The sequence below is a fragment of the Stappia sp. ABD4_338 genome, from assembly GCF_056312175.1.
In genome coordinates, this window is the sequence record NZ_CM149982.1 from 325,064 (window position 1) to 339,842 (window position 14,779).

Here is a 14,779-nt window from a genome sequence, read left to right on the forward strand (position 1 = left end):
TCAGTTCGGCACAGTACTGCCGTAGAGTGATGATGTCGAGCCAACGCCCAAGCGATGGAGAATTCGCAGCTTTCCGGTGGAATCATAATTCGCGTGTCGGGGGTTCGAGTCCCTCCTCCGCTACCAGTTCTCCCCTTGCGTTGAAGCTTCTCCCGGAACGCCATGCCCTCGCTGTGCCTCAGGTCTGGGGGGGCGCCTGTCTGCGCACGATGACCGCGTCTTCCCAGTCGTCCTCGATGCGGGGATAGAGGGTCACAACATCCGGATCGTGGCCGGGCAGGATCTCCGCGCCCGCGTCGATCAGTTCGTGCAGCATGCGGTAGCCCTCGACCGTCTCGAGGTAGTCGCCGAAGACCGGAAAGATCTTTCCGTCCGTCAGGTACCGCCTGAGGTGCAGGGCGTCGGACGCGATGACGAGCGGGCTTTCGCCATCAACGACCAGCATCTGCAGGCCCTTGGAGTGGCCGCCCACGAGCTTTGCCTGCAGGCCAGGAAACAGGGTGTAGTCCCCCTCGTGGAACAGCACCCGGTCCCGGTAGACCATCTCGACCGCCGTCTTGACGTCCTCCACCGCGAAGGGCTTGCGCATCCGCGCGTGGCACATGCAGCGGCCCGTCGCATAGGCCATTTCCGCGTCCTGGAGGTGAAGCGTGGCATTGGGGAAATGGCGCAGGTTGCCCGCGTGGTCGTAGTGGAGGTGTGTGATGAAGACGTCGGTGATTTCTTCCGGCTCCACGCCAACCCGGCGCAGCGCATCGACGGGATGAATGCGCATGACACGCTGGCGAGAGGCGCCTTCCTCGCGGTCGAAGCCGGTATCGACGAGCACGTTCCGTTTCCCGTCCCGGCAAAGCCATACGAAGTAGTCGAGACGGGATTCGGCCTCGTGCGGATCCGGGTCCAGAAGCGCCTGCGCCGCCGGAAGTCCCTTCGTGGCATAGCGCAGGGCAAGCACCTCCCATTGTGCCGTTGCGGGGACTTCGCGACGGGTAGAACCTGTCATGGGAGAGCTCCGGGTTTTCCCCGCAAGACCCTGCGGGGGAGAGGGAATTGGGTGGTTGTCTGACAATCTGTCAGGTAAGACCTATACTCATCACGGCGTAGAGAGTCCAACCCGGGCGCGCCGCAGCCGGATGTGCTACGCAGGGAAAGCGCAACTCCCGCGAGATGTGATTGATCTGGGGACGTGGAATTCATGAATCAGCCGGGACTGAAAATCTCGAAGCAGCGTGCGACCATTCGCCATCTCGTGGAAGAAAAGCTCCGGGAGCTGATTGCGACGGGCCATTTCAAACCCGGAGACCGGCTGGTCGAGCGCGAGCTTTGCGAGGCGCTTGAGGTCGGGCGTACATCCGTGAGAGAGGCACTGCGTCAACTGGAAGCCGAAGGGCTGATCAGAACCGAGCCGCATCGCGGACCGGTCGTGACCAAGGTGTCGCTTGAGGAGGCGCGACAGCTTTATCAGCTGCGTGCGCTTCTGGAAGGGTTCTGCGGTGCCGAATTCGCCCTCAAGGGGCGTGACGATGAACTCGATCGCTTGAAGGATGCGTGCGAGGCCTTTGCGGCCGCGGCGTCCGGTCAGGCTCCGACCGAGCAACTCGTCGCGCGCAAGGCCGAGTTCTACCGGTGCCTCATAAAGGGGGCGAGGAACATCTATGTCGAGGACATGCTGACGTCGCTCCACAACAGGGTCTCGATGTTGCGTGCGACCACGATGACCCAGCCGGATCGCCTGCCCAGGAGCGTCGAGGAAATTCGCGACATTACCGACGCGATCTGTGCGCGCGATGCAGAGCGGGCGCGCCGGGCGAGCATTCTGCACGTCGAGGAGAGCAGCAAGATCGCGCTGCAGATCCTCAGCGCGCAGGAACTGGCCTGAGCCGGCGCGTCTAGTCGGAAGCACTCCCCCTCGGGACATGAAGACCGGCCGCCCTTCCGGTAACGGGCGGTCATGTCCGGCGCGTGCCGACCCGTTGCCGGTCCCGGCACCATCCCGCCCCGTTTCGCCCCCTCTCACTGCCCTCCGACCGGAGATTTCGTTGTGTTCCCGGCCCGGTGCGGTCGCGATTTCGCGGCCGGCACAAGGCCTCTCGGCGTCAATTGACAGATTGTCTGATAATCTGCTAATGCCACCCCTGTCAGTTGTGCAGAGACACGCAGTCAGGGAGACGCAGGCATGGCCACGCAGTCGGGAAACACTCCGTCAGTTGCATTCATCGGGCTTGGACGGATGGGGCTTCCCATGGCGAAGAACCTGGTCGCGGCCGGGTTCGAGGTGACCGGCTATGACCGGTCCGAGGCTGCGTGTGCGAGCTTTGCAGACGCCGGCGGAAAGACGGCGGGCAGTGCCAGGGAAGCCGCTGCCGGGGCGGACGTCGTCATCACCATGCTGCCGACCTCGGCCATCGTCGCCTCGTGTCTGGTTGGTGAGGAGGACGCACTCGCCGAGGCGGCGCCCGGCGCCCTCGTCATCGACATGAGTTCCTCCGTGCCCGCCGACACGCTGAAGCTCGCCGAAAAGCTCTCGGCACGCGGCATGTCGCTTGTCGACGCGCCCGTCTCCGGTGGTGTCTCGAAAGCGATCGACGGAACGCTGGCGATCATGGTCGGCGGCGAGGATATCGAGCGGGCGCGTCCGGTTCTGGAAGCCATGGGCGACCGCATCTTCCCGGCCGGAAAGCTTGGAGCGGGACACGTCGTCAAGGTGTTGAACAACTACGTTTCGGCCGCGGGAGCCCTTGCCGCAGCAGAGGCGCTGATCGTCGGGCGGGACTTCGGTCTCGACGAGGCCGTGATCACGGACATCCTCAATGCCTCGACGGGGCGCAACAACACCACCGAGAACAAGGTGAAGCGCTTCATGCTTTCCGGCGCCTTCAACTCGGGCTTCGACCTCTCGCTGATGGCAAAGGACATCGGCATCGCCGCCGGTCTTGCCGAGGATCTCGGGCTGAAGATGCAGCTTCTCGCCCAGACGGCCGAGGCGTGGCAAGCGGCGGAAAACGACCTGCAGCAGGGGGCCGACCACACCGAGATCTATCGCCACGTCGATGCGGGTGCGCATCGTGGCTGATCCGCTCGACGAGCTGGTCGCGCGTCTGCTCGCCGCGTCCGGCGACGGCGAACTTGCTCGTCTGTCCCCGGGCCTGTCGTGCAGGCTGGCACTGAGCAGTGGTGGCGAGCGCGCTGTCGTGCACATGGAGGACGGAGCACTCCGGCACGCGGGAGCAACTGTTGCGGCCGACCTGGAACTGGAGCTGGGGCAGAGTGTCCTGCAGCGGATGCTCGAGGTGCCACCACCGCCGCGTCACCAGGGGTTCACCGCACTTCAGATCGCCAATGCGGATGTGAGGCTCGAGGGAGAGGATCTGGTCGTTGCCCGGGCGAGGCCCGCGCTCGAGCGGGTCTTTGAAATCGCGCTCGCCGCTCCCGAAGCGCCCGCCGCACCCCGTCGCCGGGACCCCGGCCGTATCGCGGGGCGGAGGGTCCGGCTCGACTGCGCGGAAGGCGCGGTCGAGGTCCACACCCAGGTTTCCGGTCGCCCGGGCGCAACGCCTATCGTTTTCCTGCACACCGCCGGCGCCGACGCGCGTCAGTTCGAGGCCCAGCTTGCGGATCTCGACCTTGGCAAAAATCATGAGATGCACGCTCCCGACATGCCCTTTCACGGGCTTTCCCTGCCGCCGCTTGGATGGGATGGCAGCGCCTACAACCTGACGGGCGAGCGCTACCTCGACTGGGTGAAGGCGTATCTTTCGCAGGTCGTGGGGCGGCCGGCGATCCTGGCCGGCTGTTCCATGGGGGCGGCTGTGACGCTTCTCTGTGCCGCCCGTTCGCCGGAGCTTCTGTGCGGGGTGCTTCCGTTGGAGCCGCCGTTTCGCGCCAGTGGACGTATCAACCGCGGGCAGAACGACGTTTCCGTCCACGCCGGGCTTCACAACGGAGCCTTCGTGCGCGGGCTCATGGCGCCGACCTCTCCGGAAGGGTACCGGCGCCGTGCCTCCTGGATCTATTCGCAAGGCGGGCCGGGCATCTATCAGGCGGATCTCGCCTTCTACTCCCTGGAATTCGACGGCGCGGAGATCGCGCCGCGTATCGATGCGCGGCGGCTCCCCGTCGTGCTGCTGTCCGGCGCCTACGACTATTCCGCCACTCCGGAAGAAGGTGCGCGACTGCTCGCCCTCATGCCCGGGGCCCGGCAGATCGTGATGCCCGACCTCGGCCATTTTCCCATGACCGAGCACCCGGATCTTTTCGCCGTCTATCTGGATGAGGCCCTGGCGCATGTCGCGCAAGGGGGCGGCGAACAAACTTCAACTGCAAGCAACTGAAGGAAAAAGACATGAGCACGACGACCAAGCGTCCCGACGGCACTCCGGCCGGAGAGCGTTTCGAGGCCGGCCTCAAGACCCGTCGCGAGGTGCTGGGAGATGACTATGTCAACGCCTCCGTCAACAAGGCGACCGACTACAACTGGCCGATGCAGCAGCTCGTCACCGAGTATTGCTGGGGCGATGTCTGGAACCGTCCGGGCCTCGAGCGTCGCGAGCGCTCCATCCTCAACCTCGGCATGATCTCGGCGCTCGGCCGCAGCCACGAGCTTCGCCTGCACGTGCGTGGCGCGATCAACAACGGTCTCACCAAGGAAGAGATCCGCGAAATCATGCTGCAGGTCGCGATCTACTGCGGTGTTCCGGCCGGCATCGACAGCTTCCGCACGGCCCAGGAAGTTTTCGACGAAATGGGAATCTGACTTGAGCGACCGCCCGGCCGCTCGGCCGGGCACAACCCCGGGAGGAAACGATATGTCCGGTGAAAAGACCACTCCGAAACTGAGCCTGTCGCGTCGGCAGGTGCTTGCGGCAGGGGCGGCGACCGCCCTCACCATGCCCTTCTATGCGCGTCGCGGGTTTGCGGCCGATACCGTCAATGTCGGCGTCATCCAGCCGCTTTCGGGCGCCAACGCCCAGTTCGGCATCAATTCGCGCAATGGCATCCAGCTCGTCGCCGACGAGATCAATGCGGCCGGTGGCATCAAGTCCATGGGCGGGGCGAAGATCAACCTCATCGTCTCCGACGCGACCTCGAACCCGACCCAGGCGGCGACGGTGGCGCAGCGCATGATGTCGCAGGACGGTGTCTGCGCGGTGCTCGGCGCCTTCGCCTCGTCGCTGACGCTTGCGATTTCCGAGGTGACCGAGCGGCGCGGCGTTCCGCTTCTCACCATGTCCTTCTCCGACCAGGTGACGGGCCGCGGCTTCCGCAACATCTTCCAGGTGGTGTCGAAGGCTTCCCAGCTCGGCGATGCCACGATCACTCATACGCTGGATCTTGCGCGCAAGGCGGGCGACGAGATCACCAAGATCGCGATCATGTACGAGGACACCGCCTACGGCACCTCGCAGGCCAAGGGACTTCGCGAGTCGGCCAAGAAGCATGGCGTGGAAGTCGTCATGGACGAGGCCTATCCGCTCGGCATCACCGACGTTTCGCCGCTCATCAACCAGCTGCGCCGCACCGATGCCCAGGCCGTCTTCCCGGTGTCCTACCTGAACGACAGCCTGCTGATCATCCGCAACATGCGCCAGCAGGGCATCAACCTGCCGACGATCGGCGGCGCCGCCGGCTACATCATCCCCGACTTCCGCAAGGGACTGGGTGAACTCGCCGACGACGTGCTGTCGATCTCGCCGGCGGCCTATGACCAGGCGCCCGAGTATACCGACCGGTTCCGCGAGCGCTTCGGCTACTTCATGGTCCACGAGGCCCAGGAAAACGCCGCCTGCATGGGTGTTCTGGCGGCCGCCCTTGAAAGCACCGGGGCCGCCGATCCGCGCCAGATCCGGGATGTGATCGCGTCCGAGACCTTCGACCAGGGCTGGGCCACGGTCATGTCCGGCGGAAAGATCAAGTTCGACGAGACGGGCCTCAACACTCATGCCGTGCCGATGATGGTGCAGTGGCGCGGTGACGAGCTCGTGACCGTCGCGCCGTCGGAATATGCCAAGGCCGACGTGGTCTGGCACAGCCTCTGATCCCGACCTCCGGCCCTTGGGGCGCGCAGGCAGCCGGGAGGGGAGCACCCTCCCGGCAAACCTTGTGAGGGGATAATGGAATACCTGATCATCCTGCTTCAGACTTTGGTGGACGGGATCATGATCGGCGGCGTCTACGCGGTGCTCGCCATCGGTCTCAGTCTCGTCTTCGGCGTCATGCACATCGTGAACTTCGCGCATGCGGAATTCATGATGATCGGCATGTTCATTGGCTGGCTCTGCTGGCATTTCCTGGGCATTGATCCGCTGTTCGGCGCGTTCATCGCTCTCGCGGTCACCTTCGGTTTCGGAATGGTGGTGCAGCGCGTGCTGATCCGCCCGGTTCTCGGTGCGCCGCAGGTGGCGCAGATCTTCCTAACGGTCGGCATGCTGTTCGCGCTCGAAAACGCGGCGCTGATGATCATGGGTGCCGAGTATCGTTCGGTCACGACGCCTTACCAGACCCAGTCCCTGACGCTCTTCACCTATGGCGCGGAGCGGGTGCTGATCGGGATGGACAAGCTGTATGCGTTCATCATGGCGCTGCTGTCGGGAGGGGCTGTCTGGCTGTTCCTCAACAGGACCCGTTTCGGCACGGCCATGCGTGCGACATCGCAGGATCCCATGGCCGCCAAGCTGATGGGTGTGAACACGGACCTGATGTATGCGGTCGCCTTCGGACTGGGTGTCGGCACCACCGCCTTCGGCGGATCCGTGGTGCTTCCCTACATCACCGCGTCTCCGGCCGTGGGCTCCAGCTACGCCGTGCTCCTGTTCACCGTCGTCGTGCTCGGAGGGCTCGGTTCGGTCACGGGCGCGATCATCGGCGGTATCGCGGTGGGCGTGATCCAGTCCGTTTCCGCCCTGTTCATGCCGATCCAGCTTCAGAACCTGGCGCTGTTCGTGGTCTTCATCCTCGTGCTCGCCCTGCGCCCTGAAGGCATCGTTGCCCGGAGGCGCTCATGACCCGGACAAACACTTTCTCACTCGCGGCCCTTGCGGCCGTCATCGTGCTGCTGATCGTCGCGCCGCTCGGGCTCGATCCCTTCGGCTACACGCTGCGCATCCTGTGCCTGATGTTGCTGTTCTGTGCCATGGGCCAGGCCTGGAACATCGTTGGCGGGCTCGCGAACCAGATCTCGCTCGGCCACGCGGCCTACTTCGGAATCGGCGCCTACAGTTCGACCATCCTGTTCGGCTCCTTCGGCATCTCGCCGATCCTGGGGGCGGTTGTCGGCATGGTGCTCGCCGCCCTTTTCGCCCTGGTGCTGTCCGTGCCGACGCTGCGTCTCAAGGGACACTACTTCGCGCTTGCGACACTTGCGGCCGGAGAGGTGGCGCGCGTCGTCGCCAACTCCTGGAGCAGCGTCACCGGCGGGCCGGTCGGCATTTCCGTTCCCTATCGTCCCGACGCGGGCATCTGGGCACTGCAGTTCCAGACCGTTCTGCCCAACTACTACCTGTTCCTGGGAGCGGTTCTTCTCGTGTCGCTCGTCTTCTGGCTGGTCCAGACGTCGGCTTTCGGCTTCAGGCTCCGGGCGATCAAGGAGAACGAGACGGCGGCGGAGGTCATCGGCGTCGACACCTACCGGGTGAAGCTATACGCGTCGCTTCTCTCCGCCGTTCTGACGGCGGCACTGGGCACGCTCTACGCCCAGTTCCAGTTCTTCTTCGATCCCGACACGATCTTCGGTGTGGCCACGATCTCGGTGAAGATGGCGCTGATCGTGATCCTTGGCGGAGCGGGCAGGCTGTTCGGTCCCTGGGTCGGCGCATTCGTCATTATCCCGCTGGAGGAGATGGCCAACTCCTATCTCGGCAACTCGATCGCGGGCCTCTCGCAGTTCGCCTATGGCGTCCTCCTGATCGTCGTCATCCTTCTCAATCCGCGCGGCCTGATCTCGCTGTTCGAGTCCCTGCGTGACAGGTTCATCGGGAGGCAGCGCACATGACCGGACCGCTCCTTGATGTTCGAAACGTCACCCGCCGCTTCGGTGGCCTGGTGGCGAACTCTGAAATCACGTTTTCTGTCGCGCCCGGCGAGATCATCGGCCTCATCGGCCCGAATGGTGCCGGCAAGACCACGCTCTTCAACGTTCTTGTGGGCATCTATCCGCCAAGTTCGGGGGAGGTGATCTTCGACGGAAAGCCCATCGGAGGGCTGAAGCCCCATCGCATCGCCGCGGCGGGTCTCACCAAGACCTTCCAGAACGTGGCGCTTTTCGCGGAATCGACCGTGCTGGACAACGTCGTGACCGGTGGTCTCGTCAACCGGAGCCTGTCGGATGCGCGCGCGTTTGCGGCGGAAACCCTCGAACGGGTCGGCATAGGCGCCATCGCGGACAAGAAGGCGGGGGACCTTTCCTTCCCCGAACGGGCGCGCGTGGAGGTGGCCCGTGCCCTTTGCACCTCGCCAAAGCTCCTCCTGCTTGATGAGGTCATGGCCGCGCTTACGCCCGCGGAGATGGAGGAGATCATCGATCTGGTGCGGGGCCTGCGCGACGAGGGCATGACCTTTATCGTGGTGGAGCATCACATGAAGGCCGTCATGAAGCTCTGCGAGCGGCTTGTCGTGCTGAACTTCGGCGAGATGATCGCCGATGGGACTCCCGAACAGATCGCCAGCGACAGGAAGGTGCTCGACGCCTATCTGGGTGCGAATTTCTCGACCGAAGGGGAGGGGCACTGATGTCGGCATCCGCAAACGGACGCGACGCGCTTCTTGAAATCGCCGGGCTGACGGCGGGCTATGGCGCCCAGCCGGTCCTTCACGACGTGTCGCTGAAGGTTGATCGCAACGAGTTCGTGGCAGTGATCGGCGCGAACACGGCCGGCAAGAGCACGCTCCTGCGCGCCATCTCCGGGCTCCTGCCCAGATGCGAGGGCCGGATCGCCTTCGAGGGAGAGGACCTGACGCGGCTGAAGGCGCATGAGATTGCCGGCCTCGGCATCGCCCATGTGCCCGAGGGGCGACACGTGTTCCCCGAAATGACAGTCGAGGAAAACCTGAAGATGGGGGCCTATTCGCATGCGAATCCGGCCCATGCCCATCATGCGCTCGAACGGGTCTACGAGCTTTTCCCGCGGCTGAGGGAGCGCAGAACCCAGCTTGCCGGCTCGATGTCGGGCGGCGAGCAGCAGATGGTGGCCGTCGGGCGGGGCATGATGCTGGATCCCAAGTTGCTGATCCTCGATGAACCCAGCCTCGGCCTTGCTCCGCTGGTGGTGGAGGAAATGCACCAGCGCTTCCTCGACATTCACCAGTCGGGCGTTACAGTCCTGCTGGTGGAACAGAATGTTTCACTTGCTCTCCATAGCGCTGAACGCGCCTACGTCATGGCCTCGGGTGTCATCGAGATCGAGGGGGCCGCGAAGGACCTCCTCCATGACGACCGCATCCGCAAGGCCTATCTGGGAATCTGACCGCGATCGGCGGTCGCATCGAAAACGCAAACGGGAGATGGCATGGCAAACGCCCAGCTGACCCTGAAGGATCCGTCCCTGCTCGAGACACGGGCTTATGTCGACGGAGCCTGGATCGAGACCGGGAAGACCTTTCCCGTCCGCAATCCCGCAACCGGAGAACTGGTCGCCGAGGTTGCGGATCTCACACCGCAGGACACCGCCCGAGCGGTGGATGCCGCCCACGCGGCGCAGCCCGGCTGGGCGGCGCTCACCGGCAAGGAGCGTGCGGCGGTCTTGCGTCGCTGGTTCGATCTCATGATCGAGAACGCGGACGATCTCGCCACCATCCTGACCGCCGAGATGGGCAAGCCCTGGCCGGAGGCACGCGGCGAAATCCTCTATGGCGCTTCCTTCATCGAGTGGTTCTCGGAGGAGGCGAAACGCATCTACGGCGAGACGATCCCCGGTCATCAGCAGGACAAGCGCATCGTCGTGATCCGGCAGCCGGTTGGCGTCGTCGGGTCGATCACGCCCTGGAATTTTCCTAATGCGATGATCGCGCGCAAGGTCGCCCCGGCGCTCGCCGTTGGCTGTTCCTTCGTTGCCCGTCCGGCGGAGCTGACGCCCTTGTCGGCACTGGCGATGGCTGTCCTGGCAGAGCGTGCCGGTGTCCCGGCCGGGATCTTCAACGTGGTTCCCTCGTCGGATTCCGCAGGCGTCGGCGCGGAGCTCTGCGCCAATCCGAAGGTCTCCAAGATCACCTTCACCGGTTCGACCCGCGTCGGTCGCATCCTGATGCGCCAGTGCTCCGACACCATCAAGAAGATGTCGCTGGAACTCGGCGGCAACGCTCCCTTCATCGTCTTCGACGATGCGGATGTGGACGCGGCGGTCGAGGGCGCGCTGATCGCCAAATACCGCAATGGCGGCCAGACCTGCGTGTGCGCCAACCGGATCTACGTCCAGTCGGGCATTTACGATCGCTTCGCGGAGAAGCTGGCGGAGAAGGTCCGCGCCATGAAGGTCGGTGACGGCTTCGCCGAGGGCGTGACCGTCGGTCCGCTCATCAGCGACGCGGCGCTCGCGAAGGTCGAGGACCATGTGGCCGACGCGCTGGAAAAGGGTGCCGAAGTGCTTGAGGGCGGAAGCCGTTCGGATCTCGGCGGGACCTTCTATCGCCCGACGGTTCTCACCGGTGTCACCACCGAGATGAAGGTTGCCCGCGAGGAAACCTTCGGCCCCGTGGCGCCGCTCTTTCGCTTCGAGGACGAGGGCGAGGTCATCGGGCTCGCCAATGATACCGAGTTCGGTCTCGCCTCGTATTTCTACAGCCGTGACATGGCCCGCATCTGGCGGGTCGCGGAGGCGCTGGAGTCGGGAATGGTCGGCATCAACACCGGCCTGATTTCGACCGAGGTCGCGCCGTTTGGCGGGATCAAGCAGTCCGGGCTTGGCCGCGAAGGCTCCCGTCATGGCGTGGAGGATTACCTTGAGCTGAAGTACCTGTGCATCGGCGGGGTTTCCTGATCCCTGCCGGCGGCTGGGCGGCACGCGAGAGTGTCGGTCAGCCGCCGGTCGCTAATCCGCATCCCGGAAATCCTGTACGGATTAGCGCCTAGTCTTCCGCGCGCCTTTGCCACGACTCAAGCTGGAGGCGTGCCGGTCTGGGGCCGAGCGCAAGGCGATAGAGGTCGAAGAGCCCCGGGCGGACCGTTGTCAGGAAATAGCAGAAGTGCAGCTGGAAATAGCGGAAGCGCAGATAGCGAAAGTCCTTGGGTGACAGCCTGTCGGGCACGCGCACGCTGAACCGACGCGGCTCGGGCAGGCTTTCGCCCGCGCAGGCCGGCCATGAATATCGTTCGACGGGAGACGTTCGGCCGCCGCACAGGAAATCATGCGGTGCGTAGAGATCCGTCCAGTCGACGCCGGACCGCGCGACGGTCTTCATCGCCCGGCCGAAGCCGCCGTCCGCTCCGAAACCGCCCAGGCAGTCAAAGGCGGGGCCGAGCGTGACGAAGGCAAATCCGCCGGGACGCCGGACGATGTCCGGATTGCGACGCAAGACGGCGGCGAGAACGTAGATCGCGACGAATGTGCCGCAGCTGTGCGACACGAAAACGAGTTCCTCGTTGTCCTCCGCCCCCGCCTCCAGGTCCACGATGCAATCGGCGAATTCCTCGATCCGCGCCTGCATCACGGCATGCTCGCCTTTTGCGAGCCGGGCCATGAAGTGCCAGCTGTTGACGAGATAGCGAAAGTAGCTTTTCGGCTCCAGCCAGCGGACGAAGGCGTAAACGGCTGCCAGCCAGAGGCTGCCGGCACACAGAAACACTCCCCAGGCGAAGGCGCTCGAGATGTCGTTGGAAACGGTCGCGCCCGCATGTGCAAGAATGGCAGGCGCCAGAAGGATCGGCGGCAGGACCGACGCCAGGAGATACAGAACGATCCCGATAACGGGGTACAGGCAGAAGAGACCGTGCCCCCAGTTGCTCTTCAATGTGGCGGTGTAGCCTCCGGCGCGCGCGTAGAGGAACGAGGAGCGGAGTGCGTCCTTCAGCGTGCGCAGCCACGGCCGGGCGAAGTCGGGCTTCATCACGTCCCGCCAGCCGAGTTGCACGAACCGGGTATCGACCGGTCCTTCGGGCCAGTCCACATGGCCCGCCCAGGTTGCGGCGGATTTTCCGGGAGCGAGGCCATCGTGGAAATCGGAAAGCTGTCCGTCCAGCTTCCGGATTTTCAGAAACGTCTCGAATTCTGAAAAAACAAGCCGCACGCTCTGACTTGTCGGGCGCAGGTCATATCCTGGGCAGTATATTACAAGTCGCTTCACGTATTGCTTTCTCGTTCTTCGAGGCCGGAATCGGTCCCGTTTGGGCCTCTCAGCTTCGGATCTTGCGATATCGGGCAAACTATCGCCGTTTCGGGAAGCGGCCAACGGCCGCATCCGTGCCGGGCGTGCTTCAGGCGGCCGGGGTGGCCGCTGGCGCCGGCGCCACCTGTGTTGTCTTGAAGCGCTCGCGGTAGTCCCTTGGCGTCAAGGCGAAGCGCCGGCGAAACACCTTCCTCATCTGTTCGTCGGAGCTGAAGCCCGCGCGGAAGGCCACGTTTTTCATGGGCAGGTCGGTGTCGAGAAGCAGGGTTTTCGCCCGCTCGCATCGCAGCTGCTCGAGATGGACCATGGGAGACACGCCCAGTTCCGCCGCGAAGGCGCGGGTGAAGCTTCTGACGCTCATTCCGGCCCTGGCGGCCATGTCTTCCAGGGTGATGCGCCGGTCGAGGTTCGCGCCCATCCATGTCTGGATGTCGCGCATGCCGACCGAGCCCGTCATCTGGGTGGTCAGGACGGTGCTGAACTGTGACTGGCCGCCGGGGCGCTTGAGATACATCACCATGTCGCGCGCCACCCGCAGCGCGATGTCGCGCCCGAAGTCATGCTCGACAAAGGCGAGCGCGAGGTCGATCGCCGCCGTCACGCCCGCGGATGTCCAGAGGTTGCCGTCCTGAACGAAGATCGCGTCCGCATCCACCTGAAGTCCGGGAAACAGTGCCTGCAGGCGCTGGGCGTAGTTCCAGTGGGTGGCCGCCCTCTTGCCATCCAGAACGCCGGCCGCGGCAAGAAAGAAGCTGCCGGTGCAAAGTGCCGCGAACCTTTCCGCGTCGAACGCACGGCGTCGGCACCAGTCCACGAGACGCGGTTCTCGGCCGAGTGCCGCCTCGATATCCGCCGCGCCCACGATGAACACGGTGCCGAGCGCGGTCTCGTCTGAAAGCGAGGCGGAGGCTTCGAGCGACATGAGCGTGTCGGACCGCACGGGTCCGGGTTCGCTCGCCATGATGGTCACGTCATAGCCGCCGGCATGGCCGGCCGCGCGCAGGTGCTGATTGGCGTAGCTCATCACGCTCAAGGGGCCCACGGCCTCGAGCGCCTTGAAGCCCGGATAGAGCACGAGGTGGACGCGGTGGGTCCGGTCCGTCGATTGCCGTGTGGCCGTCATGCTCCGCGTCATCGCTTGGTCCTTCGCAGGCCGGGTTGGTGTGTCATTTGGCCGGATCTGACCGGTCGTCCTCCTTCGGCGCCTGGGTGTTATAAGATAACTTGCCCTTCAATGTGTAGAGAAGGAGCAAGATCTTGAAAACGCGTGCTGCAATCGCTTGGGAGCCGAACCGTCCGCTGGAGATCGAGGAGATCGACCTCGAGGGGCCCAGGGACGGAGAGGTGCTTGTCCGCATCGTCACCACGAGCCTTTGCCATACGGACATGTTCACCCTGTCGGGACGCGATCCTGAAGGGTTGTTCCCGGCCGTTCTCGGGCATGAGGGCGTCGGTATCGTCGAGGAGGTCGGGCGCGGCGTGACCTCGGTTTCCGTCGGCGATCACGTGATCCCCCTTTATACGCCCGAGGATCCCGACTGCCCCTACATCAGGTCGGGAAAGACCAATCTCTGCCAGACGATCCGCAAGACGCAGGGACAGGGCGTCATGCCCGACGGCACCTCGCGGTTCTCCTACAAGGGCAAGATGATCCATCACTACATGGGAACGAGCACTTTCAGCGAGTACACGGTGCTGCCGGAAATCGCGGTGGCCAGGATCTCGAAGGAGGCGCCGCTTGCCAAGGCCAGCGTGATGGGCTGCGCCGTTCCGACCGGGATGGGTGCGGTGCGCAACACCGCGAAGGTCGAGCCGGGCGCGACCGTCGCTGTCTTCGGTCTTGGCGCGGTCGGCATGGCCGTGATCCAGGGGGCAAGGATGGTCGGTGCCAGCCGGATCATCGGTATCGACACGAACCCGAACAAGTTCGCGCTGGCCCGGGCCCTGGGGGCAAGCGAGTGCATCAATCCCGCTGACTTCTCCCAGCCGATCCAGGAGGTCATCGTGGAGATGACCGACGGCGGCGTGGACTATTCCTTCGAATGCATCGGCAACGTCAATGTGATGCGTGCCGCCCTCGAGTGCTGTCACAAGGGCTGGGGCGAGTGCACGGTGATTGGCGTGGCCGGCGCGGGCGAGGAAATCTCCACGCGGCCGTTCCAGCTCGTGACGGGCCGGGTCTGGCGCGGGTCGGCCTTCGGCGGCGTGCTGGGGCGCAGCCAGCTTCCGGGCATGGTCGACGAGTGGCTTCGCGGTGATTTCGACGTCGATCCCTACATCACGCACAACATGACCCACGAGCAGATCAACACCGCCTTCGATCTGTTGCATGCGGGCAAGTCGATCCGCTCCGTCATCCATTTCCGGCCCGATGAGACCATGCTTGCGGGCACGCTGCCCGGCACCATCGTTTCGGGCTGAGGTGACGGGAAGGGGCGGAGCCGCCGGGCTCCGCCCCTTGATGCTT

The 14,779-nt window shown here is 64.5% G+C and carries 14 protein-coding genes; 11 read left to right on the forward strand and 3 right to left on the reverse strand.

Annotation, left to right across the window (positions count from 1 at the left end):
• Window positions 1-178: 178 nt before the first annotated feature.
• On the reverse strand, window positions 179-1,003 hold the full coding sequence (locus tag ACYX4S_RS01440; RefSeq protein ID WP_476361611.1) for an N-acyl homoserine lactonase family protein: 825 nt from the start codon (window positions 1,001-1,003) through the stop codon (window positions 179-181).
• 192 nt (window positions 1,004-1,195) lie between these two features.
• Between ACYX4S_RS01440 and ACYX4S_RS01445 the strand changes: the two genes are divergently transcribed.
• From ACYX4S_RS01445 to ACYX4S_RS01490, 10 genes are all read left to right on the forward strand, one after another.
• Entirely contained in the window at window positions 1,196-1,879 is a 684-nt protein-coding gene (locus ACYX4S_RS01445; RefSeq protein WP_422069789.1) for a GntR family transcriptional regulator, read from the forward strand.
• 297 nt (window positions 1,880-2,176) lie between these two features.
• Window positions 2,177-3,073 (forward strand): NAD(P)-dependent oxidoreductase, encoded by an 897-nt coding sequence (locus tag ACYX4S_RS01450; RefSeq protein ID WP_476361612.1) that lies wholly within the window; start codon window positions 2,177-2,179, stop codon window positions 3,071-3,073.
• Window positions 3,066-4,331 (forward strand): alpha/beta fold hydrolase, encoded by a 1,266-nt coding sequence (locus tag ACYX4S_RS01455; RefSeq protein ID WP_476361613.1) that lies wholly within the window; start codon window positions 3,066-3,068, stop codon window positions 4,329-4,331. Before ACYX4S_RS01450 ends, ACYX4S_RS01455 begins: the two co-directional genes overlap by 8 nt.
• Window positions 4,332-4,342: 11 nt before the next feature.
• Window positions 4,343-4,753, forward strand: coding sequence for a carboxymuconolactone decarboxylase family protein (locus tag ACYX4S_RS01460; RefSeq protein ID WP_293718186.1), 411 nt, complete (start codon window positions 4,343-4,345; stop codon window positions 4,751-4,753).
• 52 nt (window positions 4,754-4,805) lie between these two features.
• On the forward strand, window positions 4,806-6,035 hold the full coding sequence (locus tag ACYX4S_RS01465; RefSeq protein ID WP_476361614.1) for an ABC transporter substrate-binding protein: 1,230 nt from the start codon (window positions 4,806-4,808) through the stop codon (window positions 6,033-6,035).
• 75 nt (window positions 6,036-6,110) lie between these two features.
• Window positions 6,111-7,001 (forward strand): branched-chain amino acid ABC transporter permease, encoded by an 891-nt coding sequence (locus tag ACYX4S_RS01470; protein WP_293718182.1) that lies wholly within the window; start codon window positions 6,111-6,113, stop codon window positions 6,999-7,001.
• Window positions 6,998-7,987: a branched-chain amino acid ABC transporter permease gene (locus ACYX4S_RS01475; protein ID WP_293718181.1), complete on the forward strand. Its 990-nt coding sequence runs from the start codon at window positions 6,998-7,000 to the stop codon at window positions 7,985-7,987. The genes ACYX4S_RS01470 and ACYX4S_RS01475 overlap by 4 nt, the downstream gene beginning before the upstream one ends.
• Window positions 7,984-8,724 (forward strand): ABC transporter ATP-binding protein, encoded by a 741-nt coding sequence (locus ACYX4S_RS01480; RefSeq protein ID WP_476361615.1) that lies wholly within the window; start codon window positions 7,984-7,986, stop codon window positions 8,722-8,724. The genes ACYX4S_RS01475 and ACYX4S_RS01480 overlap by 4 nt, the downstream gene beginning before the upstream one ends.
• Window positions 8,724-9,458 carry an ABC transporter ATP-binding protein gene (locus ACYX4S_RS01485; protein WP_293718177.1) on the forward strand — a complete coding sequence of 245 codons (735 nt, stop codon included), beginning with the start codon at window positions 8,724-8,726 and terminating at the stop codon, window positions 9,456-9,458. Before ACYX4S_RS01480 ends, ACYX4S_RS01485 begins: the two co-directional genes overlap by 1 nt.
• A 42-nt stretch (window positions 9,459-9,500) precedes the next feature.
• On the forward strand, window positions 9,501-10,967 hold the full coding sequence (locus ACYX4S_RS01490) for an NAD-dependent succinate-semialdehyde dehydrogenase (RefSeq protein WP_476361616.1): 1,467 nt from the start codon (window positions 9,501-9,503) through the stop codon (window positions 10,965-10,967).
• A gap of 88 nt (window positions 10,968-11,055) precedes the next feature.
• Here the strand turns inward: ACYX4S_RS01490 and ACYX4S_RS01495 are convergent, their stop codons facing one another.
• Together ACYX4S_RS01495 and ACYX4S_RS01500 are read right to left on the reverse strand one after the other, a co-directional pair.
• Window positions 11,056-12,213 (reverse strand): hypothetical protein, encoded by a 1,158-nt coding sequence (locus ACYX4S_RS01495; RefSeq protein WP_476361617.1) that lies wholly within the window; start codon window positions 12,211-12,213, stop codon window positions 11,056-11,058.
• A gap of 187 nt (window positions 12,214-12,400) precedes the next feature.
• Window positions 12,401-13,435: a GlxA family transcriptional regulator gene (locus tag ACYX4S_RS01500; RefSeq protein ID WP_476361618.1), complete on the reverse strand. Its 1,035-nt coding sequence runs from the start codon at window positions 13,433-13,435 to the stop codon at window positions 12,401-12,403.
• Window positions 13,436-13,569: 134 nt separating this feature from the next.
• On the opposite strand from ACYX4S_RS01500, the gene ACYX4S_RS01505 reads away from it, so the two are divergent.
• Window positions 13,570-14,733, forward strand: coding sequence for an S-(hydroxymethyl)glutathione dehydrogenase/class III alcohol dehydrogenase (locus tag ACYX4S_RS01505; protein ID WP_293718171.1), 1,164 nt, complete (start codon window positions 13,570-13,572; stop codon window positions 14,731-14,733).
• The last annotated feature ends 46 nt before the right edge of the window (window positions 14,734-14,779 follow it).

What these genes read in the sequence shown, in the direction of transcription:
- ACYX4S_RS01440 (WP_476361611.1), bottom strand. Translation starts at nt 1,003, where the DNA reads ATGACAGGTTCTACCCGTCGCGAAGTCCCCGCAACGGCACAATGGGAG.
- ACYX4S_RS01445 (WP_422069789.1), top strand. Translation starts at nt 1,196, where the DNA reads ATGAATCAGCCGGGACTGAAAATCTCGAAGCAGCGTGCGACCATTCGC.
- ACYX4S_RS01450 (WP_476361612.1), top strand. Translation starts at nt 2,177, where the DNA reads ATGGCCACGCAGTCGGGAAACACTCCGTCAGTTGCATTCATCGGGCTT.
- ACYX4S_RS01460 (WP_293718186.1), top strand. Translation starts at nt 4,343, where the DNA reads ATGAGCACGACGACCAAGCGTCCCGACGGCACTCCGGCCGGAGAGCGT.
- ACYX4S_RS01465 (WP_476361614.1), top strand. Translation starts at nt 4,806, where the DNA reads ATGTCCGGTGAAAAGACCACTCCGAAACTGAGCCTGTCGCGTCGGCAG.
- ACYX4S_RS01470 (WP_293718182.1), top strand. Translation starts at nt 6,111, where the DNA reads ATGGAATACCTGATCATCCTGCTTCAGACTTTGGTGGACGGGATCATG.
- ACYX4S_RS01475 (WP_293718181.1), top strand. Translation starts at nt 6,998, where the DNA reads ATGACCCGGACAAACACTTTCTCACTCGCGGCCCTTGCGGCCGTCATC.
- ACYX4S_RS01480 (WP_476361615.1), top strand. Translation starts at nt 7,984, where the DNA reads ATGACCGGACCGCTCCTTGATGTTCGAAACGTCACCCGCCGCTTCGGT.
- ACYX4S_RS01485 (WP_293718177.1), top strand. Translation starts at nt 8,724, where the DNA reads ATGTCGGCATCCGCAAACGGACGCGACGCGCTTCTTGAAATCGCCGGG.
- ACYX4S_RS01490 (WP_476361616.1), top strand. Translation starts at nt 9,501, where the DNA reads ATGGCAAACGCCCAGCTGACCCTGAAGGATCCGTCCCTGCTCGAGACA.
- ACYX4S_RS01500 (WP_476361618.1), bottom strand. Translation starts at nt 13,435, where the DNA reads ATGACGGCCACACGGCAATCGACGGACCGGACCCACCGCGTCCACCTC.